A 22,037-nucleotide genomic window follows, 5' to 3' on the forward strand; every position below is an offset into this window, starting at 1 on the left:
ATGCATTGTTTGAGGTTCAGGAAATGGTCATCCACGAATGGATTCCCTACTTGATTTCCATAAGCGTCATTTGTACGTTCACGTATGCTTATCTAGCCCATCTTCATGAAGGAACTACAGAAGGGCTGTTCCCGGTCCACCATGACTGGGTCCCTGTACTGCCCATGCCCATGCCTGATGGCCACCGGGTGGAGCAGCATCATTGGCTCACCAGAAAAGTAAAGCGAAAAGAAGCGCCTGATGGTGATTTGGAAGATTGTTATTCTTCGTTGGGAGTTAAGACTTTTATCCAACGAGGAGGACCTTTATGGCCAACAATGCATTCACCTTTTTCAAAAAATACAGCTTATTCGCAGCTCTTGCAGCATTAGTTTTATTAAGCGGGTGCGGTGTCAGCGGTCCGAACGCAACGATCGATGCCAACACCCCGGGATTTTTTAATCATTATATTGTGTTTCCTTTTTCTTATTTGATTCAGCATTTTGCTTCGTTCTTTGACGGAAGCTATGGTATGGCATTAATCCTGTTAACCTTGCTGGTCAGACTGGTGCTGCTTCCGCTTATGATGAGACAGTACCGCAGCCAGCACATGATGAAGCAGAAAATGAACCTCCTGCAGCCTGAATTGAAGGAGCTTCAGGAGAAATATAAAGACAAGAGCGATGCGGAGTCCAAAGCCAAGCTGCAGCAGGAAACGATGCAGCTTTATCAGAAGCATCAGGTCAATCCGCTTGCCGTAGGCTGCTTGCCGATGCTAATCCAGATTCCTATCCTGTCCGGTTTATATTATGCAATCAAGCTTACACCGGAATTAGCCGACCATTCCTTCCTGTGGTTTCAGCTGGGACGTCCCGATCCGGTTCTGCCGTTCATCGCGGCGATCATTTATTTCTTTCAATTCAAGGTTTCCCAGATGGGAACGGATCCGGCGCAGCAGAAGCAGTTTGCCATGGTCGGTTATATATCGCCGATTATGATGGCTGTATTCTCATTCAGCGCTCCGGCAGCCGTTCCACTGTATTGGGTAGTCGGTGGTATCTTCGTTCTGCTGCAGACCTTGTGGGCCAAAAAAATCTATCATTCGAAGCCCGGCGAAGCTTTGAGCCTTGAGAAGAATCATTAATGAAGAACCGGCAAGCCCTTAAGAAAACAGCTCAGGCAGTCGGTATAAAAAAACTAAGCGGCCTTCGTTCCGAATTCATCGGACGGAGGCCGTTTTATTTTGCCTTATACGAGGCTTTTGCCTTGGCTTACTTAAGAAGTAATAAACTGCCCGCCGTTAACATGCAGCGTTTCTCCCGTCACGAATCGGGAATCGTCGCTCGCGAGATAGACATAGGCTGGGGCCAGCTCGAAGGGCTGCCCGGCACGCTTCATAGGGGTATCGGACCCGAAAGTCGATACCTCCTCGGCCGAATAGCTCGAAACGATCAATGGCGTCCAAATTGGGCCCGGGGCTACGGAGTTCACCCGGATATTTTGGTCGACCAGCGACATAGCGAGAGACCGTGTGAAGGTGACGATAGCCCCTTTGGTAGAGGAATAATCGATGAGCTCTTTATTGCCTCTATAGGCCGTAATGGAAGCGGTGTTGATGATAGAGCTTCCGGGCTTCAAATGCGGCAGCGCAGCCTGAGTCATAAAGAAAAACGAGAAAATATTGGTGGTGAACGTGTTGAGCAGCTGCTCCTCGGTAATATCGAGAATGCTTTGCTGCGGGAATTGAACCCCGATATTATTGACCAGTATATCAAGCTTGCCGAATGCTTGCAGCGTTTGCTCAACAACGGAGGCGCTTTGGGCCTTGTGCCGAAGATCGGCCTGAATAGCCAGACATCTTCCGCCGAGCTGCTCGATCCGACGCTTGGTTTCCTCGGCATCCGGTACTTCATATAAGTATACGATGACCACATTGGCCCCTTCCTTGGAAAAGGCTATAGCCGCTGCACGTCCGATACCGCTGTCGCCGCCGGTAATTATGGCAACCTTATTTTTCAATTTGCCGCTTCCGGCATAGGATGGATTTTCGGAAATCGGGCGGGGATTCATTAAGTATTCAAGTCCGGGCTGCTGATCCTGATGCTGAGGGGGGAATGTGATAGGCTGTTCCTTGCACACCGTTTCTTTACTGTAATACGGATAAACAGGATACGAATTCATGGGTACCTCCAAACAGACTGGGTATTTGTTCGGAGTTAGTGTATTCCTTAGCCTATCTAGTGGTTACTGGGCTTGCAAGATTTCTGCTCTCAGATAGCCTTTTTGGCATGTTCACAAAATGTTCACAATACAAAAGCTAAACAATCAGCCGATTCAAGTCGAAATAATAAAAGTGCCTGAAAGTAAATGAAACCCATAATTGTTAAAAAATACACAAATCTATATTAAAAAACAAGGATTTCAACAGAATAACCCAGCTCATGCTCTCTATGAAATGGGAATTAGGGCACAAATTTAAGAAAGAATGGAGTAGGTCATTGGACAGGGTCGTATGAACACGACAGCTAGAATGAAGCAAGTGAAGCTTAATATCAAACTAGAAAAACAAATGTGGAGGATCAACAACATGAAAAAACGGTTTATCGGAATGACGCTAGCGTTAACTTTGCTGTGGGGATCGGCAGTATCTGCGGCGGAGAACAAATACAATTGGATCGATGGCGGAAAAAAGGTGGATTTGAAGCAAGTGGCGACGATTGATTTGGATCCGTCCTTTGTCTTCCTGGATGCAGCCAATACGATGAAGATGAGCAAGGATAATCACGATTCGCCCTCCGGCAAGGAACTCGGCAGTATTTATCCGAAGGATGAGAATCAGAACTGGGCCGTCATCTTCGAATACGAGGAATCGGGTCATATCAAAGACGACGAGAAGAAGAAGATTGATGCCAAAGCCATCTTGAAAAGCTATCAAAAAGGGACGGAAGAAGCCAATAAGGAAAAGCAGCCTGGTCAAAGGCTATACGTAACTGGCTGGGATGTTGAGCCTTTCTATGACGAAAAAACACATAACCTCACTTGGTCCATGCTGGCGGAGGACGATAACAAGGAGCAGCTGCTGAATTACAATGTGCGTATTTTAACGAGACAAGGGTACGTATCGGCCATTCTGATCTCCGACCCTGAGCATCGTGAAGCGGATAAGAAAGTGCTGACTGAGAAAATTTTGACCAAGCTGGAGATGAAGCAGGGGCAACGGTATGAGGATTTTGACGCATCCAAGGATAAGGTATCGGAATATGGTCTGAGTGCGCTGATCCTTGGGGGCGCTGGATTGGCTGTAGCCAAGAAGGTCGGCTTGCTTGCCACAATCGGCCTGTTGGGTAAAAAATTCTTTATTGTCATTATCGCAGCGTTCGGCGTGATCATTGGCTTGATTAAGAAATTGTTCAGCAGGAAGAAGAAGGAGCCGGTGCAGACCTCACCGCAAGATCAGCAAGAAAACACGCCACCGGTGTAAGGAGTCCATATTCCAGGATGCAGGAGGGATACGGAAGTGAATCAGGTCTTTGCCAGATTTATTAACAAATATCTGCTGGGCTATGCATTTCAGCCTGCACGAAGAAATCGGCGGGGGGACATGGTGCTTGTCAAAGGGAAGCTGATCAACCGCGGCGTATACATAGGCTTTTTCATAGCGCTATGCGCGTTTGCTTTATTCTATTTGGACGAGGACGATTCCGAGGATTGGATTTATCATCTTATTTATTTAGGAGCGGCCGCGCTTTTTCTTGGTATGTGCTCCATCATTCTCGCTTGCTCGAAGACGGTGGTCAGCGATCGGTACGTGACGAGATACCAGTGGTACGGGAGGAAAACGATCTATTTTGAAGATATTCACACCGTATCCTTTACGCGATTTTTTGGAGGCTGCTTTGTTCTTAAAGACGCCAGGAGGACGGTATGGGTGCCGATGGAAAATGTAGGGAGTGCCGAATTTGTTGAGCTTCTCTGCGAAAAGCTCGGCAAGGAACGCTGCGCTGCCGCGGTACAAGCGATCCATAATAGAAAAAATGAGCTGGCCAAGCTGTTCTAGTGAGTGGCGTAGGAAAGATCGGTTCCTGTTACGGAACCGGTCTTTTTCGATTTACGGCGCCGGCCTCGAAAATTTATTAAGTCTGGCGTGTAAAAAAACAAAAGCACTTCGCTTTGCAAGGAAGTGCTTTCGGGGGGCTCATGCAGGGGGAGTGACCTGAACGGTCAATCATGCAAGGCGGCTTGCCGCTTGCAGTGGTCTTCTATAACGAGGCAGGCCATTGCCTCGATGACCGGTACGATTCTGGGGCAGATACACGGATCGTGTCTTCCCAAGGTTACGATGGTCTGTTCCTCCCCACGGACATTCACCGTTTGCTGCGGGACGGAGATGGAGGATGTCGGCTTGATGGCAACGCGGAATACGATCTCGTCTCCGGTGCTGATCCCGCCAATGATACCTCCTGAATGATTGCTCAAGAAGCCGGAGGCGTCCATCGCGTCGTTATGCTCGCTGCCCAGCATAGCAGCCGCGGTGAAGCCTGCGCCGAATTCGATACCTTTGACCGCGCCGATCGAGAGCATGGCTTTGGCCAGATCTGCGTCCAGCTTGTCGAATACGGGTTCGCCAATCCCGGCCTTCACTCCCCGGATTCTGCATTCCACAATGCCGCCGCAGCTGTCCCCGGCCGCGGCCAGTGCTTCAACCTTCTCAATCATCCGCTTTGCGGCTTCCGGATCGGCGGCCCGAACCGCATTGCGTTCGATTTCGCTTTCTATGAATTGGTTTCCTGAGATCCCGCCGATCTCTTTGGAATACGCGACCACAGAAATGCCGCGCTTCTCAAGCAATTTGCGAGCTACCGCTCCCGCCGCAACCCTTCCCGCCGTTTCCCTTCCAGAGGCTCTTCCGCTGCCTCGATGATCCCGAATCCCATACTTTTGCAAATAGGTGTAGTCGGCATGTCCGGGACGGAAGGCCAGCTTGATATCGTCGTATGCGGACGGTCTCATGTCCTTGTTATATAAAATGATGAATAACGGCGTGCCGGTTGTTTTTCCTTCGAACATTCCAGACAATATATGGACCTGATCGTACTCCTTCCGGGGGGTTGTAACGGAAGATTGCCCCGGCTTCCTCCGGTCCATCTGCACTTGTATATAGGCCTCGTCAATCTCTACCCCTGGAGTCACCCCGTCGATTATGACTCCCACCGCTTCTCCGTGAGATTCTCCGAATGTGGTGATTTTAAATGTATCCCCGAATGAATTTCCTGCCATCGTTTGCCGCTCCTTTGTAATCGTCTTTTAGTGTGATGTTAAGGGTTATTATAAGGCTTACTTTGGAATAGATGAAATAGCAATAAATCGATAAAGCGATAGAACAGATCTATATCATGTTTAAGACATGTAATATATTATGACATGAAAACTAAAGCTCGTTAGGGAGAAATTACACAAAACACGAACGATAAATCTGATTTTCTATTATAATGTACGTGTTATTAAAAAATATATTTAAGAAACATGGAATTATCATAAAAAAAGTATTGAAATATCCGTCTTCAGCCGTTAAATTAAATGTATGAGCAGTGTTATATAACATAACATTGACTTAAGAAAATGGTTATTTTTAGTGAGTGAATCGAATTTCATGTTAATCAACATTACACTAGATGAGGAGCGGATGGGTATGAGAAAGAAACTGGTATTAATCGGCAACGGGATGGCGGGTGTAAATGCCATCGAGCAGCTGCTAAAGCTTGCACCTCATGATTATGAAATCACGGTATTCGGAAGCGAGCCTCATCCGAATTACAATCGTATATTGCTGTCCTCCGTCCTTGCCGGCGATGCAGATATACAGGATATCGTCATTAACGATTGGGATTGGTACAAGGATAATGGAATCACCCTACACGCCGGTCAGACCGTGAATCATATCGACACCCAGCGTAAAATCGTAAAAACATCTAGTGGTATGACGGCGGAATATGATGATCTGATTCTGGCAACGGGCTCACTTCCTTTTATGCTGCCGCTCCCCGGCGCAGATAAAGAGGGGGTTATTGCCTTCCGGGATATCAAGGATTGCCAAACGATGCTGGAAGCCTCCAAAACCTATAAGAAGGCGGTCGTCATAGGTGGCGGCTTGCTAGGATTGGAAGCGGCCCGGGGCCTGCGCAATTTGAACATGGATGTATCGGTCGTTCATATTTTTAAATATTTGATGGAGCGCCAATTGGATGAGACGGCATCGCGTATGCTGCAATCGGAATTGGAGGCTCAAGGGATGCGGTTTTTGCTTGAGAAAAATACGGACTCTATCTTGGGCAAGAAGCGAGTGACCGGCGTAAGGTTCAAGGACGGGAGTGAAGTGGAAGCCGATCTTGTCGTCATGGCTGTCGGTATTCGACCAAATGTCGCCTTGGCCAAGGAAAGCGGAGTTGAAGTCCATCGGGGCATCGTGGTCAATGACTACATGGAAACGAATATACCGAATGTATATGCCGTTGGCGAATGTGCGGAGCATCGCGGGGTAGCTTATGGGCTGGTAGCTCCTCTGTATGAGCAAGGGGCCGAATTGGCCAAAAGGCTGGCGGGAGTCGCTTCCCAGGGATATCAAGGCTCCGTCGTATCGACCAAGCTGAAAGTGTCGGGGGTTAACGTATTCTCCGCAGGGCAATTCTCGGATGAACCGGGTACCCGTTCGGTACGGGTGCAGGATGATTTTGAAGGGATTTATAAGAAAGTCGTCATCAAAGACGGTAAGGTTATCGGCTCCGTCCTATTCGGAGATACCAGCGACGGCTCGAAGCTTTTTGCCATGATCCGTAACGGCGAGGATGTAACAGGAAGAGAGAAGCAGGTACTGCTGGGAGACAGCGCCGGAGGCAGCGGTAAATCAGGGACGGATTATGTCGCATCCCTGCCGGACAGTGAAATTATTTGCGGCTGTAATGGGGTGTCCAAGGGGACGATCATCAATGCCATTCAGGAGAAGGGCTGCAGCAGCGTCAATGAGATCAAGGCCTGCACCAAAGCTTCGGGCTCCTGCGGAGGCTGCAAGCCGCTGGTCGCCGACCTTCTGACTCTTACTTTAGGTGCAGACGGCGTCAAAACGGTCAAGGAAGGCATATGCGGCTGTACGGAGCATTCGCGGGATGAAATCGTGGCAGCTATACGCAGCATGCATCTGACGACGACCAAAGAGGTTATGAATGTGCTGGAATGGAAAACGGAGGAAGGTTGCTCCAAATGCCGCCCGGCGTTGAACTACTACTTAGGTATGATTTGGCCTGAAGAGCATGAAGATGAAAGAGAATCACGCTTTGTCAATGAGCGGAATCATGCCAATATCCAGAAGGATGGAACCTATTCGGTCGTGCCGAGAATATACGGAGGCGTAACCTCACCGCAGGAACTGAAACGAATCGCCGAGGTGGCTGAGAAGTACGAGGTGCCGATGGTTAAAATTACAGGCGGACAACGACTCGACCTGCTGGGTGTGAAAAAAGAAGATTTGCCGAAAGTATGGGCCGATCTAGATATGCCGTCCGGTTATGCGTACGGGAAAGCCTTAAGAACCGTGAAAACCTGCGTCGGATCTACCTTCTGCCGGTTTGGAACCCAGGATTCCATAGGAATGGGAATTAAGCTGGAAAAGAAATTCGAGCGCTTGAACACCCCTGCCAAGGTGAAGCTTGCCGTTTCCGGCTGCCCTCGCAACTGCGCCGAGTCTTCTATTAAAGATTTCGGGGTCATAGCGATCGATGGGGGATGGGAGCTGCATGTCGGGGGTAACGGAGGAGTGAAGGTGAGAGCGACGGATCTGCTCTGCAAAGTGAAGACGGAAGAGGAAGTGCTCGAATGGGCAGGGGCCTTCCTGCAATATTACCGCGAGCAAGCCAAATGGAATGAGCGGACCAGCGAATGGGTGGAGCGTGTTGGCGTTGCTTCGATTGCTGCGGCTCTCGAGAAGAAGGAGGATCGCGAAGCTTTGGTGGCACGCATTGAGAAGACACTCAGCTTAACGACGGATCCATGGAAAGAAATCATTGAGAAGGATAAGCTGCGGGCTACTTTCGAAGAGCTCCAAGCAAAGGATATGACCGCGGCTCAACATTAATCAGGATGATCGAATTAGGAGGGGTCTTATGAAAAGAATAGTTGTAGCTAACGAATCGGACATTATGGAACGAAGAGCAAGAGTGATTCATGTGGATGGTGTAGAAATTGCGATTTTCAAACTTTCGGACGGCGGCTTCAGGGCGATTGAGAACAGCTGTCCTCATAAGAACGGGAAGCTGTCCGAAGGGATTGTGTGTGATCATCATGTGTTTTGTCCGCTGCATGATTGGAAAATCGATCTGAATGACGGCATCGTGCAGGCGCCTGACGAAGGCTGTGTCACAGCATATCGCATAGAAATTGACGAGCAGACGAGAGATGTCGTTCTAGTCCTCGATAGCCCTGATAGTATTGCCTCATAATCATCTCGGAGGGTAGAAAAGGAGTTGGAAGGAATGGATTACGTCAAACCGGAGCAGGTTGTGGAACAGATGGTTCAAGCGGGCGTCAATAAGGCCCAGTTATCCATCAAAGATTTACTGATTCGAGGATTTTTAGGCGGTGCCATATTGGCCTTTGCCACTACGCTCGCTTTTACCGCATCTGCACAAACGAAGCTGGGGCTCGTCGGAGCCCTGGTGTTCCCGGTAGGCTTCGTCATGATCGTTCTGCTTGGCTTGGAGCTTGTAACGGGGAGCTTTGCTTTGATCCCGCTGGCGGTTCTTAATAAACGAGTATCGGTTCGAAGCATGCTGAACAATTTCTTATGGGTAATTATCGGGCATTTGGCAGGCTCGGTCGCCTATGCGGCTCTCTTTTATGCGGCTGTAACGAACTTCGGACATGTCAGCGATAACGCCGTTATCCAAACGATCATCAAGACGGCTGAAACGAAGACGAACGGCTATTCGGGCATAGGGTTCGATGGGATGGTTGCGGTGTTTGCCAAAGCCGTGCTGTGCAACTGGATGGTAACATTAGGTGCGGTTATGGCCATGACAAGTCAATCTACATTAGGAAAAATCGCAGCCATGTGGCTTCCGATTCTCACGTTTTTCGCACAAGGCTTCGAGCATGCTGTCGTCAATATGTTCGTCATTCCGGCCGGCATGATGTATGGCGCCAACGTCTCCTTCGGAGGCTGGTGGCTGTGGAATCAAATTCCTGTTCTGCTCGGCAATTTTGTCGGAGGGGTCTTGTTTACCGGGCTGCTGCTCTACTTTACCCATATGCGCAAAGATGCGGGCGTTCCTTCCAAAAATTCCAAGGCAGCTTGACCGCCTAATGTCATGAAGTGCTTCCGCTAAAAACGGAGGGCTCTATCATACTTTTTCTATAACATAGCTTAGTTGAGGTGCTGCTTATGATGACGAAGAAGGGGAAAGTATTTTTTGTTGGAGCAGGACCTGGCGATCCGGATTTAATAACAGTCAAAGGATTGCGATGTATTCAAACCTCCGATGTGATCGTGTATGACCGGTTAGCCAATCCGGAGCTGTTGAAATACGCTCAGCCGAACGCGGAGCTTATATTCTGCGGCAAGCATCCGACCCAGCATACGATGGAGCAGGGACAAATCAATGAGCTTATTGCCCGAAAAGCGCTGGAGGGATATACGGTCACCCGCTTGAAAGGCGGGGATCCCTGCATATTCGGCCGCGTTGCGGAAGAAGCTGAGGTGCTTGCAGATCTCGGGATTTCCTATGAGATTATTCCTGGTATTACTTCAGGCATAGCAGCTCCGGCTTATGCGGGCATCTCCGTTACGCAGCGCAAAGTAGCGACGACCTTCACGATGGTTACCGGGCATTTATGTCAGGAGGACACCCTATCCCCGGAGAAATGGCATGCGCTTGCTAACGGAACGGATACGATAGCCTTCTACATGGGGATGGGGAACATTGCGTATCTGTGTGAAGAGCTCATCCAGTATGGCCGGAACGCGGAGACTCCCGCTGCCGTCATCTCTTGGGGAACCCGCGCGGAGCAAAGAACGGTCACCGGGACTTTGGCCACCATTGCTGCAGTCGTTCAGCAGCATCAGCTCCCCAACCCAGCTATTATTCTTATTGGCGAAGTCGTCAGGATGAGAGATAAGCTGGCCTGGTTTGAAGAGAAAACAGGATGAAACGATAAGAATCGGCTGAAGCGAATGCTTCGTGCCGGTTCTTTTTCTATTGTCTGGACATTTTTTTATGATAATTAAAAGATCGCGAACCCTTTGCGGGTAAGCGATCTTTTTTTCATTCTCACTATAACAGCACAAATCAACCTAACAGCCTCTCCAATACAAACAACGCACCAAACAATACAAGCCCAATTCCTACAAGCAGCCAATCCTTCCGTGCAAACTGGATAGGAACCTTAGTGGAGTTATTCAGCCTCCGCAGCTTATACCCTCGGGCCTCCAAAGCCATGGACAGGTCCTCCGCATGCTTCATCATGGCAAGAAGAAGAGGGATCATAAATACCGGAACATCGCGCAGACGAAGCGCCCCTTGCTTGGAGGTAGATTTCCCGCGCGCTTTGACGATGAAGGACATGCGCTCAATTTCCTTCCCGATAAGCGGGATGAACCGCAGCAGCAGGGAAGCGGAGAACGTAAATACAGAGACAGGAACCCGTAACCGCTCCAGGAACGATAGTCCCTGCTCCAGGCCGCGCTGCATCATGGTTATACGGGTGCTGGAGGCAAAAGCGACTCCGGTCAGCAGCACCAGGAAAAATACCGCTAGCTGACGGGTCGTACCGGATGCAGCTGTTATCGAAAAAGAAATGCTCTGGAAGTGCCACCAGGAATCTGCAGCGGAGATCTGCAAACCGGAAATGATACTGGAGATCATGATAAAGATTGCAAAGGCTTTTCCCGCTTTGTATAGAGTCTGCATGGATGCTCTGGCAGCCGCAACAATACCCGCCGTTAATAAGCATGAAGCCAGCACGCCGGGCCAATGGCTCTGAATCAAAATTCCTGACGATACCGCAACATAGAACAGCCATTTGGCAATAGGATGAAGCAGATGGACACCGCTAGCGGTTTGTTTGTCCGGTGCCAAATGGGATCGCTGGTGATCCTCTCTTTCCAGAGAGTCGCTGGCCTTTACAGCCGGCTCACCTGCAGGAAGACCTCCCGCAGGCTTAATGGATTGCTCCCGCAAGCTTTCCCATAGGGCATCGGCGGTTTCGTCTGCACTAATCGGCCTTCGATCGCTGATTTGGATCCCCGCGGCCTCCAACTCTACGGCAAGCTGCATTGAGGTTGGCAGCCCGATATGAGCTTTAAGCAGGACGGATGGATCCGTATACAGATCCTTCGGCTCCAATACAGCTTCCAGCATCCCGCGGCGCATGATGACGACCTGATCGGCAATGGGCAGGAACGTATCCAGATCATGGCTGACTACGACGACTCCTCCGAGGCTTTGGTTCCGATGGTTGCGTATAGCTCTCAATAACGGTTCGATACTCGGCGGATCGATCCCTGCGGTCGGTTCATCCAGCAGCAGCCATCGGGGTCTCGCGGCTAAAGTGGCGGCCAAAGCCGCCTTTCGTTTCCAGCCGTCCGATAAGGAGAAGACGGACTCCTTCAGGATGGATTCAGGAAGAGTTAATTGCTCTAACACTTCTCTTATTCTACTATTCTCTTCCTCTTTGGAAAGACGGAGATGCTTCAAAGAGTACGAAAATTCCTTCCTGACACTGTCGGCGAACAGCTGACGCTCCGGATATTGGAATACAAGTCCCGTTTGAAGAAGGGACTCACGGTTCAATCGGTGCCCCCTCCAAAGCGGCTCGTCATCATACGATATGGAGCCAGATGTCAAAGGAATCAGCCCTGCCAGCGCATTCAGCAGGGTTGTTTTCCCCGAACCGGTTTGGCCTATGACAAGCGTGATGGTCCCAGGAAGAAATTGATGATTCATTCTTGAGAGTATCGGATGCCGGTCCTCCTTTGGCGACACAACAGTGACATTTTCGAGCCTGATGGTCATAATGCTCTCACCGCATTACTCAGTTCATCCGGAGTTAAGGGCTTGGACTTTAGCCCACAGCCTCGATTTATCAATCGCCGGGCGACCTGAACGGTGAAAGGAGGAGCAAATCCCAATCGTTCGCAAGGACTCTGACCGCCGTCCGGCAAGCCATAAAAAAATTCGCGGCTAGGGCCGTCAAACACTATACTTCCTTCTTCCAGGCCAATAACGCGATCTGAGCCCCTTAGCTCATCCAGCAGCTGCGTAATCCATATTATCGTGTTCCCCTCGGCGTGAAGCTGATGAGCCAGATCTAAAATAGTTTGCCTTGCTAACGGGTCAAGCATAGAAGTAGCCTCATCAAAAATATAGACGGAGGGGCTAACCGCCAAGCATCCCGCTATGGCCAGCAGCTGCTTCTGTCCCCCGGACAAGGAGGAAGAGGCTGCATGGGCGAGGGGGGCGAGCCCGACCTTATCAAGAGCCTTCATGGCCAGCTCCTCCAACGAAGGGCCGCTGACTCCAAAATTCGTCAAGCCGAAGCAAACATCTTCAAATACCGTTTCTCCGATGATGGCGGTATCCGGATTTTGAAAGACGAGCTGCGCTGCCGGGTTGCCGGAAATACATGCGGTGAAGGTGCCGCCGGCAACCGGATAAAGACCCGCCAGCACTTTGGCCAATGTACTTTTGCCGCTGCCGTTTGTGCCGACGATAGTTACCCATTCTTTGGCGCGTATTTGCATATGGATATCCCGAAGGATTGTTTTCTCTGAATCTTGTTGGGGAACCGTGCATGAAACTTGCTCAAGAGATAGAATAATGGCTTCATTCATTCATTTTACTCTTTTCTAACCGAAAGGTTTGTGCTAAAATGCAATTGTCAACTTAATCACTCGTACATAGGTTAACAAATAAAAGGAGCGTTTGCAATGAAAAATGGAATTACTACTAGAGGCATGGCTTTCAGCGCTTTGTTCGGAGCCCTGCTGGTCGTATCCAGCTATCTGAACATTCATCTGGGCTTCACTCCGATTCCCATTTCCCTGGAGAATCTGGTTGTCATGCTGACCGGGGCTATTCTCGGACCGCTATACGGATTTATAAGCGTTGCGATGGTCGTCGTTTTGACAGCGTTAGGAATCCCTTTGCTGCATGGGAGCGGAGGCTTTGCCCTGCTGCTAGGTCCGACCGGAGGCTTTATCTGGGCGTATCCGTTTGCCGCACTGTTGATCGGATGGCTGGTGAAGCGGGTGAAAGGACGCGGACCTCTAACCTTTGTCATGACGTTTTTGATTCTGGAGCTGTGCGGTTCGCTGTTTTTATATCTTCTCGGGGTTCCGTGGCTCGCCCATAAAGCGGGAGTCTCCCTGCAAAAGGCGATGATTATGGGATGCTATCCTTATTTGCCCGGAGATGCCGTGAAGGCCGCATTAGCAGCGGTGATTCTCGTTCCGATACGTCAAGTTTTCCCGGCATCACGAATCGTTGGAGTGAGGCCAGGTGCTCATTCAGCGAAATAAAAAGGTTTTTACACCAATGGCAGCATTGTTCGAAGAAAAAAACCAATGTCAAAAAACGGCCTTCGCAGCATTTGCGAAAGAGCCGTTTCTTTTTTTTGGCTCGCGGATGCTATTAAACGGTAATCAGGTGAACCCCGGAGTCTTTAAACAGCTTCATCTGGGATTCGGAAGCCTCCGACCCGGTTATGAAGGTGTGCACGCTGTTGATCGGGGCTACCGTATGAAGAGAGACCTTGCCGATCTTCGTATCGTCGGCGACAACGATGATTTCCTGAGCCGATTGAATCATGCTCTGCTTCGTAGGAACAAGCTGCGCCTCCGGATGGGTCAAGCCGTGAACCGGATGGATGGCCGGCGTGCCGATGAATGCCTTTTGCACGTGGAGGCTCTTCAACAGCGCGTCCGTGTACATGCCGTTCAGCATGAAGCTGGAATGATAGAGCGTGCCGCCTGTCACGATAACGGTGATCCCTTGGGAGTCCCGGAGCTCGGCAGCCACGTTGATATCGTTGGTCACAACGGTGATGTTGTTTCGGTTAACCAGATGGCGGGCAATGTGAATCGTCGTCGTGCCGGAATCGATAATCACATGATCCCCGTCTTCAATAAGGGATGCCGCCTTTTTCCCGATACGCGCTTTTTGATCCAATTGATCGCTAACCCGCTCTGAGAAGGACGGCTCGATATTCGCTCCTTTGTCAACAATGACTCCTCCATGGGTTCTCTTCAGAAGCCCCTCCTGCTCAATCTCCGCCAAATCCCTGCGTATCGTGGCTTCATGCACCTGGAACTCTTTGGCCAGGTCGGATACGGTTGCGACGTGCTGGTGCTTTACAAGCTCAACAATACGCATTTTACGTTCAGCTGCTAACAAGAATGACGCCTCCTTTCGTTCCATTTTCGAAAATGCTCATTTATCGGTCCTATACATCGTTTTAGAATGTTTACATGTTTTTAGATTATGGAGAAAAAGGAGCTGTGTCAAGAAAAACTTAACATTTCACGCATTGACAACAAAAGAAAAACGTATATAAAATGAATTAAAACGAACACAATCAAACATATATTGTTTGTATTCGCTCGTTATACAGAAAGGAGGCAGGGTAACCAGTTTTTTTACATAACAGTAATGAAATATTTCGAGGCTCCCCGTAAGGTGCCAGAATCAGCTTCGGGGCCGTGGCATCACTTTGCAGGGGATTTTGGCAAGGCAGCCGGTCAGACATACAGTTGCAGGATAGAACGAAATAAGTTGAAGCTTGCTTGATAACAACACTATTTTCGTGGAGGCGCTGATATGAGAAAACGAAAAGCTGTTTCACTACTAGCGATAACAGCGGTGGCAGGCGGCGTCCTGCTGACCGGCTGCAGTACCGGTAAAGAGGTCAAGCCGAATTCAGAGACGGCCAATCCGGCCGTAGAAGAGCTGTACAATAATGAACCGGTGACATTGCGATTTTATTCCCATAATGCCGGGATCCTTAGTGATGCCGACCTGGAGGAGCTTATCAGCAAGCCGGTTCGTGCCAAATACCCGAACATTACTCTGGAGCTTATTAAAGGAACCAACCTCGATAAAATGCTAGCCGCAGGCGAGGTACCTGATATTATTGCCACAAGCAATTATTATTTGCATGATGTGCTGCAAATGGGCCTCGGCACGGATTTGAACGATTTCGTAAAAAGCCAGCGCATCGACATGGGCCGTTTTGAACCGGAAGCAGTCAACGTCATGAAAAGCTTCGGCAAAAAAGGCGAGCTGTACGGAGTCCCCTATGCCATGAACTACGGTGTGCTTGCATATAACAAGGACATTTTCGATAAATACGGCGTTCCTTATCCCAAAGACGGGATGACGTGGAACCAAATCCTGGAGCTGGCCCGCAAGGTTACTCGTGCAGATCAAGGCAACCAATATATCGGCCTGGATATGGGAGATCCCCAGACCTTAACCCGCGCTTACTCACTTCCTGTAGTGGACGATAAGCAGGAGAAGGCGGTATTGACCTCCGACGGTTATAAAAAAGTGTTCGGCCTATACCAGCAGCTGTACGAAATTCCAGGCATTGTCGACTCCAAGAAAAAGTATACGTATGGTATCGATGCCTTCCTGAAGGAGCAGAAGGTGGCGATGTTTCCGTACTGGATTTCCGCATTGACCGCGCGATTGCCGCAGCTGAAGGAGCCGGGCAAGGATTTTAACTGGGATGTTGTCTCGTTCCCTTCCATGGATGACCGGCCTGGCTTAGGAAGAGAGATTGATTTCCATCTGGCGATGGTTCCTCCTAATACCCCGCACCCCAAAGCAGCCTATGCCGTAATCCAAAGCTTGATCAGCGATGCGGCCCAGACGGCCATGAACCGATCGGGCAGCCGATTATCCATATTGAAGGATCCGGCTATCCGTAATCAGTTTGCTGCAGATGCCAAGCTGTATGACGGCAAAAATCTGCTCGGTATTTTCGCTGTGAAGCCTGCGCCATTACCAGAAGCGACGGCTTATGACGTGAAATCCTACAGCTTCTTAAAGGAAGGGATCAAGTCGATGGTTAACGACGGCAAGGATATTAATACTGCATTAAGAGAAGCCAATGACAAGGCGGACAAATACATACAAGAAATGAAAGCCGCTGCCAAATAGCCATTCGTAACAGAGGACATCTCCTAAGTTGATTTACAGGGGAGGTCCTTTTTTCATTGTGCGGTTTAGCGATAATCATTGACATAATATTTTGCTAAAGTCGGGAAAAACCCATTGACATACCGACGGTAGGTATTTTATTATTAGTTTATAAACAAACCGACGGTCGGTAATGCAAAAGTCATTAGTACGATGGGTGCAATACCGATGGTGTACAGCAGAAGTAGGAGGACAGATTTACAAGAAGGAATGGAAGCTAGCATAGAATGTGTTATGCCAAAGCGAATACGATGAATGAATAGACGATTAGTATGGGAGGAAATGATCTTATGTCACGAGTTTTGAGAGGAATCTTAGTTACGCTGCTCATTAATGGTGCAGTTCCTTACGTATTGTATATTTGGCTGTCCAATACCATGTCGAGCTTCGCGGCATTATCCATTGCTACCGTAGTGCCAATGGCAGATAACCTGTTTCATTTGGCTAAGCATAAGAAGCTGGATGTGTTCGGCGGCATGATGCTGTTCACATTTTTGCTGGGGATCGGACTTATCGCGCTGGGCGGAAACGAGAAGCTGCTGCTCATTCGGGAATCCTTCATTACCGCTGCTGTAGGGCTTCTGTTCCTGGTATCCCTGTTGTTCAGAAAACCGTTAATCTATCACTTGGCAATGAGGTTCACCGTTCAAGACAGCACGCATGAGAAGTCGGCCTTTGCCGCGAATTGGGATTACTCGTACTTTCGCTTTGTCGTTCGGTTAATGACGGCTGTATGGGGCGGCATGCTGCTTGTTGAGGCAGGAGTGCGGATCCTTCTTGTGTATGAACTGACAACGGCTCAATTTTTGGCGGTATCGAATCTCGTCTTCTACGGCTTTATCGGAATCACAATCTTATGGACCGCTCTGTACCGGAAGCATTCCAAGGTCCGATTGCACGCGATCAAAGCAGGTAAAGCAATTTAATCCATTGGAGGGGGAGAGAGGAATGAGGAACGGGCAAGACATGCAAATTGAGCAAATCGGAGATAACGAGCTGGATTCCATAACGGAATTATATAATGATGTAACCCGCCATATGCGGCAGCAAGGCATCGATCAGTGGGACCAATATTATCCGACCAAACCGGTGTTCCAGAACGATCTGCTCAACGGACATTTATATGGAATCCGGAAGGATGGGCAGTGGATTGGAGCTGTAGCAGTGAATGAGGAGCAGGACACGGCATTCGAGGGACTGCCTTGGCAGGATCCGTCCGGCAGTTGGATGGTGATTCACCGATTGGCGGTTCGTCCGGATTATCAAGGGAGAGGCATCGGCAAGAAGTTGCTCCTGTTTGCGGAAGCAGAAGCGGTGAAGAAGGGTTACACAAGCATTCGTCTGGACGCGTACTCGGCCAATCCGTCAGCCGTAGGAATGTATGAGAAGGCAGGCTATAACCGAATTGGAGAGGTGCGGTACCCGTTCCGGAAGCATCCGTTTCATGTATATGAGAAAATGATACCCTCAGAGCTTCGTCCTTACTAAGGCGGGGCTCTTTTTATTTAAAAGCATCGTAGATGCTTTTCACTTGGATAATAACTTGCCCGCGTATCGTCGGGCCGAGCGGATCGATTTGATTATTCGTCATTGGCATAAACAGGAACTCAGCCGGACAATCTAAGAGTAACAAAACAAACCAGCTGATGCCGGGAAGGAGCTCTTAGATGCCGCGTTCTTCTGAAGTATTGCCAAGATCGTCCATTTGGAAGAGTCATCAGATCCCGTTTGCCCAAAATTGGCCGCTGCATTTATTTATCACAGTATTTGTTCTGTACTGGATATGGATGGCGGTTCATCCGGTCGATATGACGGACTTTCTGCTTGAAAGCGCGCTTCCTCTTATAGTAACGGTGGTAATTGCCTTTATGTATAAGCACTTTACGTTTAGCAATATTTCGCACCTTCTTATAACGGTCTACCTGATGCTGCATCTGACAGGAGCCCATTACGCTTATAAATATGCTCCCCTTGATTTCTGGTACAAGAACACCTTTCATTCCGAGCACGGGGTCTCCGATTGGATCGTTCACTTTTCCTTCGGGCTTCTGATGGTCTATCCTTTGCAGGATATCCTGATTCGATTAGCTAAAACACGTTTGATCTGGATCCATGCTATTGCTTTTACTGTCATCATGGCGGTCAGTGCGATATTCGAGATCCTGGAGATGGTGGTAGGTTTTGTTGCCAATCCTCAGCTGGGGCAGCAGTACCTGGGGCTGCAGGGAGATGTGCTGGATACACAGAAGGATATGTTGATGGCGCTCATCGGCTCCTTGATCGGCATCGGTTGGATGGTTTGTTACCGCTTCTTTCAACGTGAGGATGATGAGCTGGCGGATGATGGAGAACGGCACTCAGGAATGAGAGTAAAAGCAAGGTGACTAATATAGAAGGATTAGCGGGGATGATCCGGGCTTTATATAAGCCCGGTTTTTTGTCGTGCCGGAGTAAGTATAAATAAACGAAATTTCTCCATATGAAAGTGGGTTTTGTCCATATTCGGGCTCATAGGCAAGTACTATAATGTTGGGTATATCTATCATTGGAGGTAGCCATGAGCATAAGCTTTGACACAACGACGCAAACCTTTCATCTACAAGCCCATAATGCAAGCTATCTAATACAGATCATCAAATCGAAATATATTGCACACGTCCATTGGGGCAGCAGAGTAAGAGGCACCAACATTGGCGGATTGCTGGCCAACCGCAAGCGCTGTTCCTTCTCCCCCTCTACGGACCCTAATGATCTTAGTCTGTCCCTCGATACTTTGCCGCAGGAGCTGCCAGGTTATGGAGGAAGCGATTTTCGAGTTCCGGCCTATCAGGTTCAACTGGACAACGGGACGACAGTGAGCGAGCTCGTCTATGAATCCCATCGGATTTATCCGGGCAAGCCGCAGCTGGAAGGGCTCCCTGCGACTTACGTCGAACAGGACGATGAGGCGGAAAGTCTGGATATCGTATTGACGGACAAGCTGATCGGGCTGAAAGCCGTCCTTAGCTATACGGTTTTTCGTGATTATAACGCCGTTGCCCGTACTGTCCGCTTTTACAATGAAGGCAGCGGTCAGCTCAGACTTCTCCGGGCGTTAAGCATGGGAATCGATCTGCCCCATCCGAATTTTGATATGCTCCATTTGTCAGGCTCCTGGGCTAGAGAGAGACATATAGAGCGGCGTCCTCTGACGAGTGGAGGGACATCCATTGAAAGCCGCCGGGGGGCAAGCAGCCACTCGCTCAATCCGTTTATAGCCCTGCTCTCGAAGGATGCGACGGAGGATCACGGGGAAGCTTACGGCTTCAGTCTTGTATATAGCGGCAGCTTCCTTGCCCAAGCGGAAATCGATCCCTATAGTACAACCCGGGTAGTGATGGGGATTAATCCGTTCGACTTTTCCTGGCTGCTGCAGCCGGGAGAATCATTCCAGACACCGGAAGCTGTGCTTGTCTACTCCGCCGACGGACTTGGGGGTATGTCGAGAACCTACCATAAGCTGTATCGTACTCGCCTGTGCCGGGGAGAATTCCGCGACAAGTCCAGACCCGTGCTCGTCAACAATTGGGAGGCTACCTATTTTAACTTCAATGCGGACAAAATCGAAGAAATCGCCAAAGCAGGACAAGAGCTGGGGTTGGAGCTGTTCGTGCTGGACGATGGATGGTTCGGCAAGCGGGATAACGACAAGAGCTCGCTCGGGGACTGGTTCGTCGACCTGAACAAGCTTCCTCAGGGACTTGAAGATCTGGCCGCCCGGGTCAACAAGCTCGGTCTGCAGTTCGGGCTCTGGTTCGAACCGGAGATGGTATCTCCGGACAGCGAGCTGTACCGCGCCCATCCGGACTGGTGTCTGCACGTTCCGGGACGCAGACGTACGGAGGCCCGCCAGCAGCTGATCCTGGATTTCTCACGCAAGGATGTGCGCGAGTACATTATCAAGGTCGTGTCCGACATTTTGGCCAGCTGTCCGATTCATTATGTCAAGTGGGATATGAACCGCAACATGACGGAGATTGGCTCCGCCTTGCTGCCGGCCGAGCGGCAAAGAGAAACTGCCCACCGCTATATGCTGGGACTGTATGAAGTGCTGGAGCGAATCACTTCCGCCTTCCCGCACATTTTGTTCGAAAGCTGCTCCGGCGGCGGCGGCCGATTTGATCCGGGGATGCTGTTCTACATGCCCCAGACCTGGACGAGCGATAACACGGATGCCGTGGAGCGTCTGAAGATCCAGTACGGAACGAGCATCGTCTATCCGATCAGCTCCATGGGCTCCCATGTATCGGCGGTACCGAATCATCAGGTTCACCGGGTAACTCCGATTGAAATGCGCGGCCATGTAGCCATGTCAGGTAACTTTGGTTACGAGCTGGATCTGACCAAGTTCACCGAGAAGGACAAAGAGATGGTGAAGCAGCAGATTGCCTTGTACAAGGAGCTGCGGCCATTAATCCAGTTTGGCGATTTTTATCGGCTGTTAAATCCTTTTGAAGGAAACGAGACGGCGTGGATGTTTGTATCCGAGGATCAAGCTTCCGCTCTGGTCGCCTTCTTCCAGGTATTATCGAAGCCGAATGCGCCGCTAACGAAGCTGCGATTGAAGGGTCTTAATCCGAACTTGGACTACCTCGTCCAGGAGGACGGAACGCAGGAAGCGGATGGACTTCTGTTCGGCGGGGACGAGTTGCTGCATGTAGGGCTTAATCTGCCCCAGTGGAAAGGGGACTTCCGCAGTCGCCTGTATCGCTTGACGGCCAAATAAACCATTTATTCACGGGAGGAATCGATATGAAAAAGTACCGTTTGACGGATCTGCAGGATACGAGGGAGGGACATTTTCTCCAAGGGATTTTACCGGGAGAATATTTATGTACGGGGGGCCTGGCCTTCGAGAAGCCCGGCCATCGCACTCATACGAATGATGGTCCCGAAGGAAGAGACTATCATGTGCACAAGGATTGTGAAGTATTCATCATCGCACAGGGCAAGGGGCAGATGGAAGTCGATAAAGTGATGTACCCGGTGGTTACCGGTGACATTATTGTCATCGAGCCCGGCGAGGATCATCATCTGATTTCCAGCACGGAAGACCCTGTCGTGACCCTATGGGTTCATGCGGGGCCGACGCGGCATAAAAATCAATTGGAAGAACAACAGGAATAAACTAACCAGCGTTAAAAGTCCTCATCTCACAATTGGAGAATGAGGACTTTTTGCGATCACGGGTTGTATCCGTTCGATCCAACAGGCTATGGCTTACGATTCAATGCCTTCAGCAGCCCGCTTACCATGCCGGAATGAGTGCTTTCATGCATGACATGGAAGACAAGGAGCTCGCCGATAGTTTCGGCCTTCATGAAGTTTTCCTTTGCAATGCCTTGGGACAGCTTGCCGGATAGAACTGCCTGGATGCGGTTTGGCTGCGCTTTCAACTTTTCCAGGATCGTTTCCCAGGCAGGCGGCGATTCCGTCCAATCCGCGGGCTTCGTCCCGTTGCCAAAGAACGAGCGGTAAGTCGTCGGGCATTCGATGGGATGTCCCGACATACCGAATACCAAGGCATCCGTTACGGTAAGGACATGACCCATCTGCCACAAAATACTGTTATTGAAGCCTTCGGGGATCGTCGAGCGCAGCTGCTCCGGACATTGCTCCGCCTGCTTCAAAAGCTTGTCTCTGGTACGGGTAATCAATGAAAAGACGAATTCTTCTCTCATGCTCAACCTCCAGTGGGATTTCTAATTCCTCCCTATTATACTATGTCCGAAGCGCCATGGTACAACCATGCGGATCATTAGAGCCGGCAAAGTG

General features: G+C 49.8%; 21 protein-coding genes. 15 read left to right on the forward strand and 6 right to left on the reverse strand.

Annotation, left to right across the window (positions count from 1 at the left end):
- Positions 1-5 precede the first annotated feature (5 nt).
- Together B1728_RS35870 and yidC are read left to right on the forward strand one after the other, a co-directional pair.
- Entirely contained in the window at positions 6-371 is a 366-nt protein-coding gene (locus B1728_RS35870) for a hypothetical protein (RefSeq protein WP_144027984.1), read from the forward strand.
- On the forward strand, positions 308-1,123 hold the full coding sequence (yidC, locus tag B1728_RS23580; protein WP_079912880.1) for a membrane protein insertase YidC: 816 nt from the start codon (positions 308-310) through the stop codon (positions 1,121-1,123). Before B1728_RS35870 ends, yidC begins: the two co-directional genes overlap by 64 nt.
- Positions 1,124-1,254: 131 nt before the next feature.
- On the opposite strand, the gene B1728_RS23585 is transcribed toward yidC, so the two are convergent.
- Entirely contained in the window at positions 1,255-2,160 is a 906-nt protein-coding gene (locus tag B1728_RS23585) for an SDR family oxidoreductase (RefSeq protein WP_079912881.1), read from the reverse strand.
- 406 nt (positions 2,161-2,566) lie between these two features.
- Here B1728_RS23585 and B1728_RS23590 point away from each other — a divergent pair, with 406 nt between their 5' ends.
- Both B1728_RS23590 and B1728_RS23595 read left to right on the forward strand, forming a co-directional pair.
- Positions 2,567-3,460 carry a DUF2167 domain-containing protein gene (locus B1728_RS23590; protein ID WP_079912882.1) on the forward strand — a complete coding sequence of 298 codons (894 nt, stop codon included), beginning with the start codon at positions 2,567-2,569 and terminating at the stop codon, positions 3,458-3,460.
- 36 nt (positions 3,461-3,496) lie between these two features.
- A complete protein-coding gene (locus B1728_RS23595; protein WP_079912883.1) occupies positions 3,497-4,036 on the forward strand; it encodes a hypothetical protein in 540 nt (179 codons plus the stop codon).
- 164 nt (positions 4,037-4,200) lie between these two features.
- Here the strand turns inward: B1728_RS23595 and aroC are convergent, their stop codons facing one another.
- Entirely contained in the window at positions 4,201-5,256 is a 1,056-nt protein-coding gene (gene aroC, locus B1728_RS23600) for a chorismate synthase (RefSeq protein ID WP_079912884.1), read from the reverse strand.
- Positions 5,257-5,668: 412 nt separating this feature from the next.
- Here aroC and nirB point away from each other — a divergent pair, with 412 nt between their 5' ends.
- From nirB to cobA, 4 genes are all read left to right on the forward strand, one after another.
- Entirely contained in the window at positions 5,669-8,104 is a 2,436-nt protein-coding gene (gene nirB / locus B1728_RS23605; RefSeq protein WP_079912885.1) for a nitrite reductase large subunit NirB, read from the forward strand.
- A 28-nt stretch (positions 8,105-8,132) separates the two neighbouring features.
- Positions 8,133-8,468, forward strand: coding sequence for a nitrite reductase small subunit NirD (nirD, locus tag B1728_RS23610; protein ID WP_079912886.1), 336 nt, complete (start codon positions 8,133-8,135; stop codon positions 8,466-8,468).
- 33 nt (positions 8,469-8,501) lie between these two features.
- Positions 8,502-9,323 (forward strand): formate/nitrite transporter family protein, encoded by an 822-nt coding sequence (locus tag B1728_RS23615; protein ID WP_079912887.1) that lies wholly within the window; start codon positions 8,502-8,504, stop codon positions 9,321-9,323.
- Positions 9,324-9,412: 89 nt separating this feature from the next.
- A complete protein-coding gene (gene cobA, locus B1728_RS23620) occupies positions 9,413-10,174 on the forward strand; it encodes a uroporphyrinogen-III C-methyltransferase (protein WP_079912888.1) in 762 nt (253 codons plus the stop codon).
- 139 nt (positions 10,175-10,313) lie between these two features.
- Here cobA and B1728_RS23625 read toward each other — a convergent pair whose 3' ends face one another.
- On the reverse strand, positions 10,314-12,038 hold the full coding sequence (locus B1728_RS23625) for an ATP-binding cassette domain-containing protein (protein ID WP_079912889.1): 1,725 nt from the start codon (positions 12,036-12,038) through the stop codon (positions 10,314-10,316).
- Positions 12,035-12,856 carry an ATP-binding cassette domain-containing protein gene (locus B1728_RS23630; RefSeq protein WP_079912890.1) on the reverse strand — a complete coding sequence of 274 codons (822 nt, stop codon included), beginning with the start codon at positions 12,854-12,856 and terminating at the stop codon, positions 12,035-12,037. Before B1728_RS23630 ends, B1728_RS23625 begins: the two co-directional genes overlap by 4 nt.
- A gap of 96 nt (positions 12,857-12,952) precedes the next feature.
- Between B1728_RS23630 and B1728_RS23635 the strand changes: the two genes are divergently transcribed.
- On the forward strand, positions 12,953-13,543 hold the full coding sequence (locus B1728_RS23635; RefSeq protein ID WP_079912891.1) for a biotin transporter BioY: 591 nt from the start codon (positions 12,953-12,955) through the stop codon (positions 13,541-13,543).
- 112 nt (positions 13,544-13,655) lie between these two features.
- Here the strand turns inward: B1728_RS23635 and B1728_RS23640 are convergent, their stop codons facing one another.
- Positions 13,656-14,417, reverse strand: a complete 762-nt coding sequence (locus B1728_RS23640; protein ID WP_079912892.1) for a DeoR/GlpR family DNA-binding transcription regulator — start codon at positions 14,415-14,417, stop codon at positions 13,656-13,658.
- Between the two features lie 423 nt (positions 14,418-14,840).
- Here B1728_RS23640 and B1728_RS23645 point away from each other — a divergent pair, with 423 nt between their 5' ends.
- From B1728_RS23645 to B1728_RS23670, 6 genes are all read left to right on the forward strand, one after another.
- A complete protein-coding gene (locus B1728_RS23645) occupies positions 14,841-16,184 on the forward strand; it encodes an ABC transporter substrate-binding protein (protein ID WP_079912893.1) in 1,344 nt (447 codons plus the stop codon).
- 329 nt (positions 16,185-16,513) lie between these two features.
- Positions 16,514-17,149 carry a VC0807 family protein gene (locus tag B1728_RS23650; protein ID WP_079912894.1) on the forward strand — a complete coding sequence of 212 codons (636 nt, stop codon included), beginning with the start codon at positions 16,514-16,516 and terminating at the stop codon, positions 17,147-17,149.
- Positions 17,150-17,171: 22 nt separating this feature from the next.
- On the forward strand, positions 17,172-17,711 hold the full coding sequence (locus B1728_RS23655) for a GNAT family N-acetyltransferase (protein ID WP_079912895.1): 540 nt from the start codon (positions 17,172-17,174) through the stop codon (positions 17,709-17,711).
- A 179-nt stretch (positions 17,712-17,890) separates the two neighbouring features.
- Positions 17,891-18,607 carry a DUF2238 domain-containing protein gene (locus tag B1728_RS23660; RefSeq protein ID WP_079912896.1) on the forward strand — a complete coding sequence of 239 codons (717 nt, stop codon included), beginning with the start codon at positions 17,891-17,893 and terminating at the stop codon, positions 18,605-18,607.
- 173 nt (positions 18,608-18,780) lie between these two features.
- Positions 18,781-20,988 (forward strand): alpha-galactosidase, encoded by a 2,208-nt coding sequence (locus B1728_RS23665; protein ID WP_079912897.1) that lies wholly within the window; start codon positions 18,781-18,783, stop codon positions 20,986-20,988.
- 26 nt (positions 20,989-21,014) lie between these two features.
- A complete protein-coding gene (locus tag B1728_RS23670) occupies positions 21,015-21,389 on the forward strand; it encodes a cupin domain-containing protein (RefSeq protein ID WP_079912898.1) in 375 nt (124 codons plus the stop codon).
- Positions 21,390-21,475: 86 nt separating this feature from the next.
- Here the strand turns inward: B1728_RS23670 and B1728_RS23675 are convergent, their stop codons facing one another.
- Positions 21,476-21,943 (reverse strand): DinB family protein, encoded by a 468-nt coding sequence (locus B1728_RS23675; protein ID WP_079912899.1) that lies wholly within the window; start codon positions 21,941-21,943, stop codon positions 21,476-21,478.
- Positions 21,944-22,037 lie beyond the last annotated feature (94 nt).

It is taken from the genome of Paenibacillus sp. 32352, assembly GCF_002042965.1.
Taxonomy (GTDB): Bacteria; Bacillota; Bacilli; order Paenibacillales; family NBRC-103111; genus Paenibacillus_S; species Paenibacillus_S vulneris.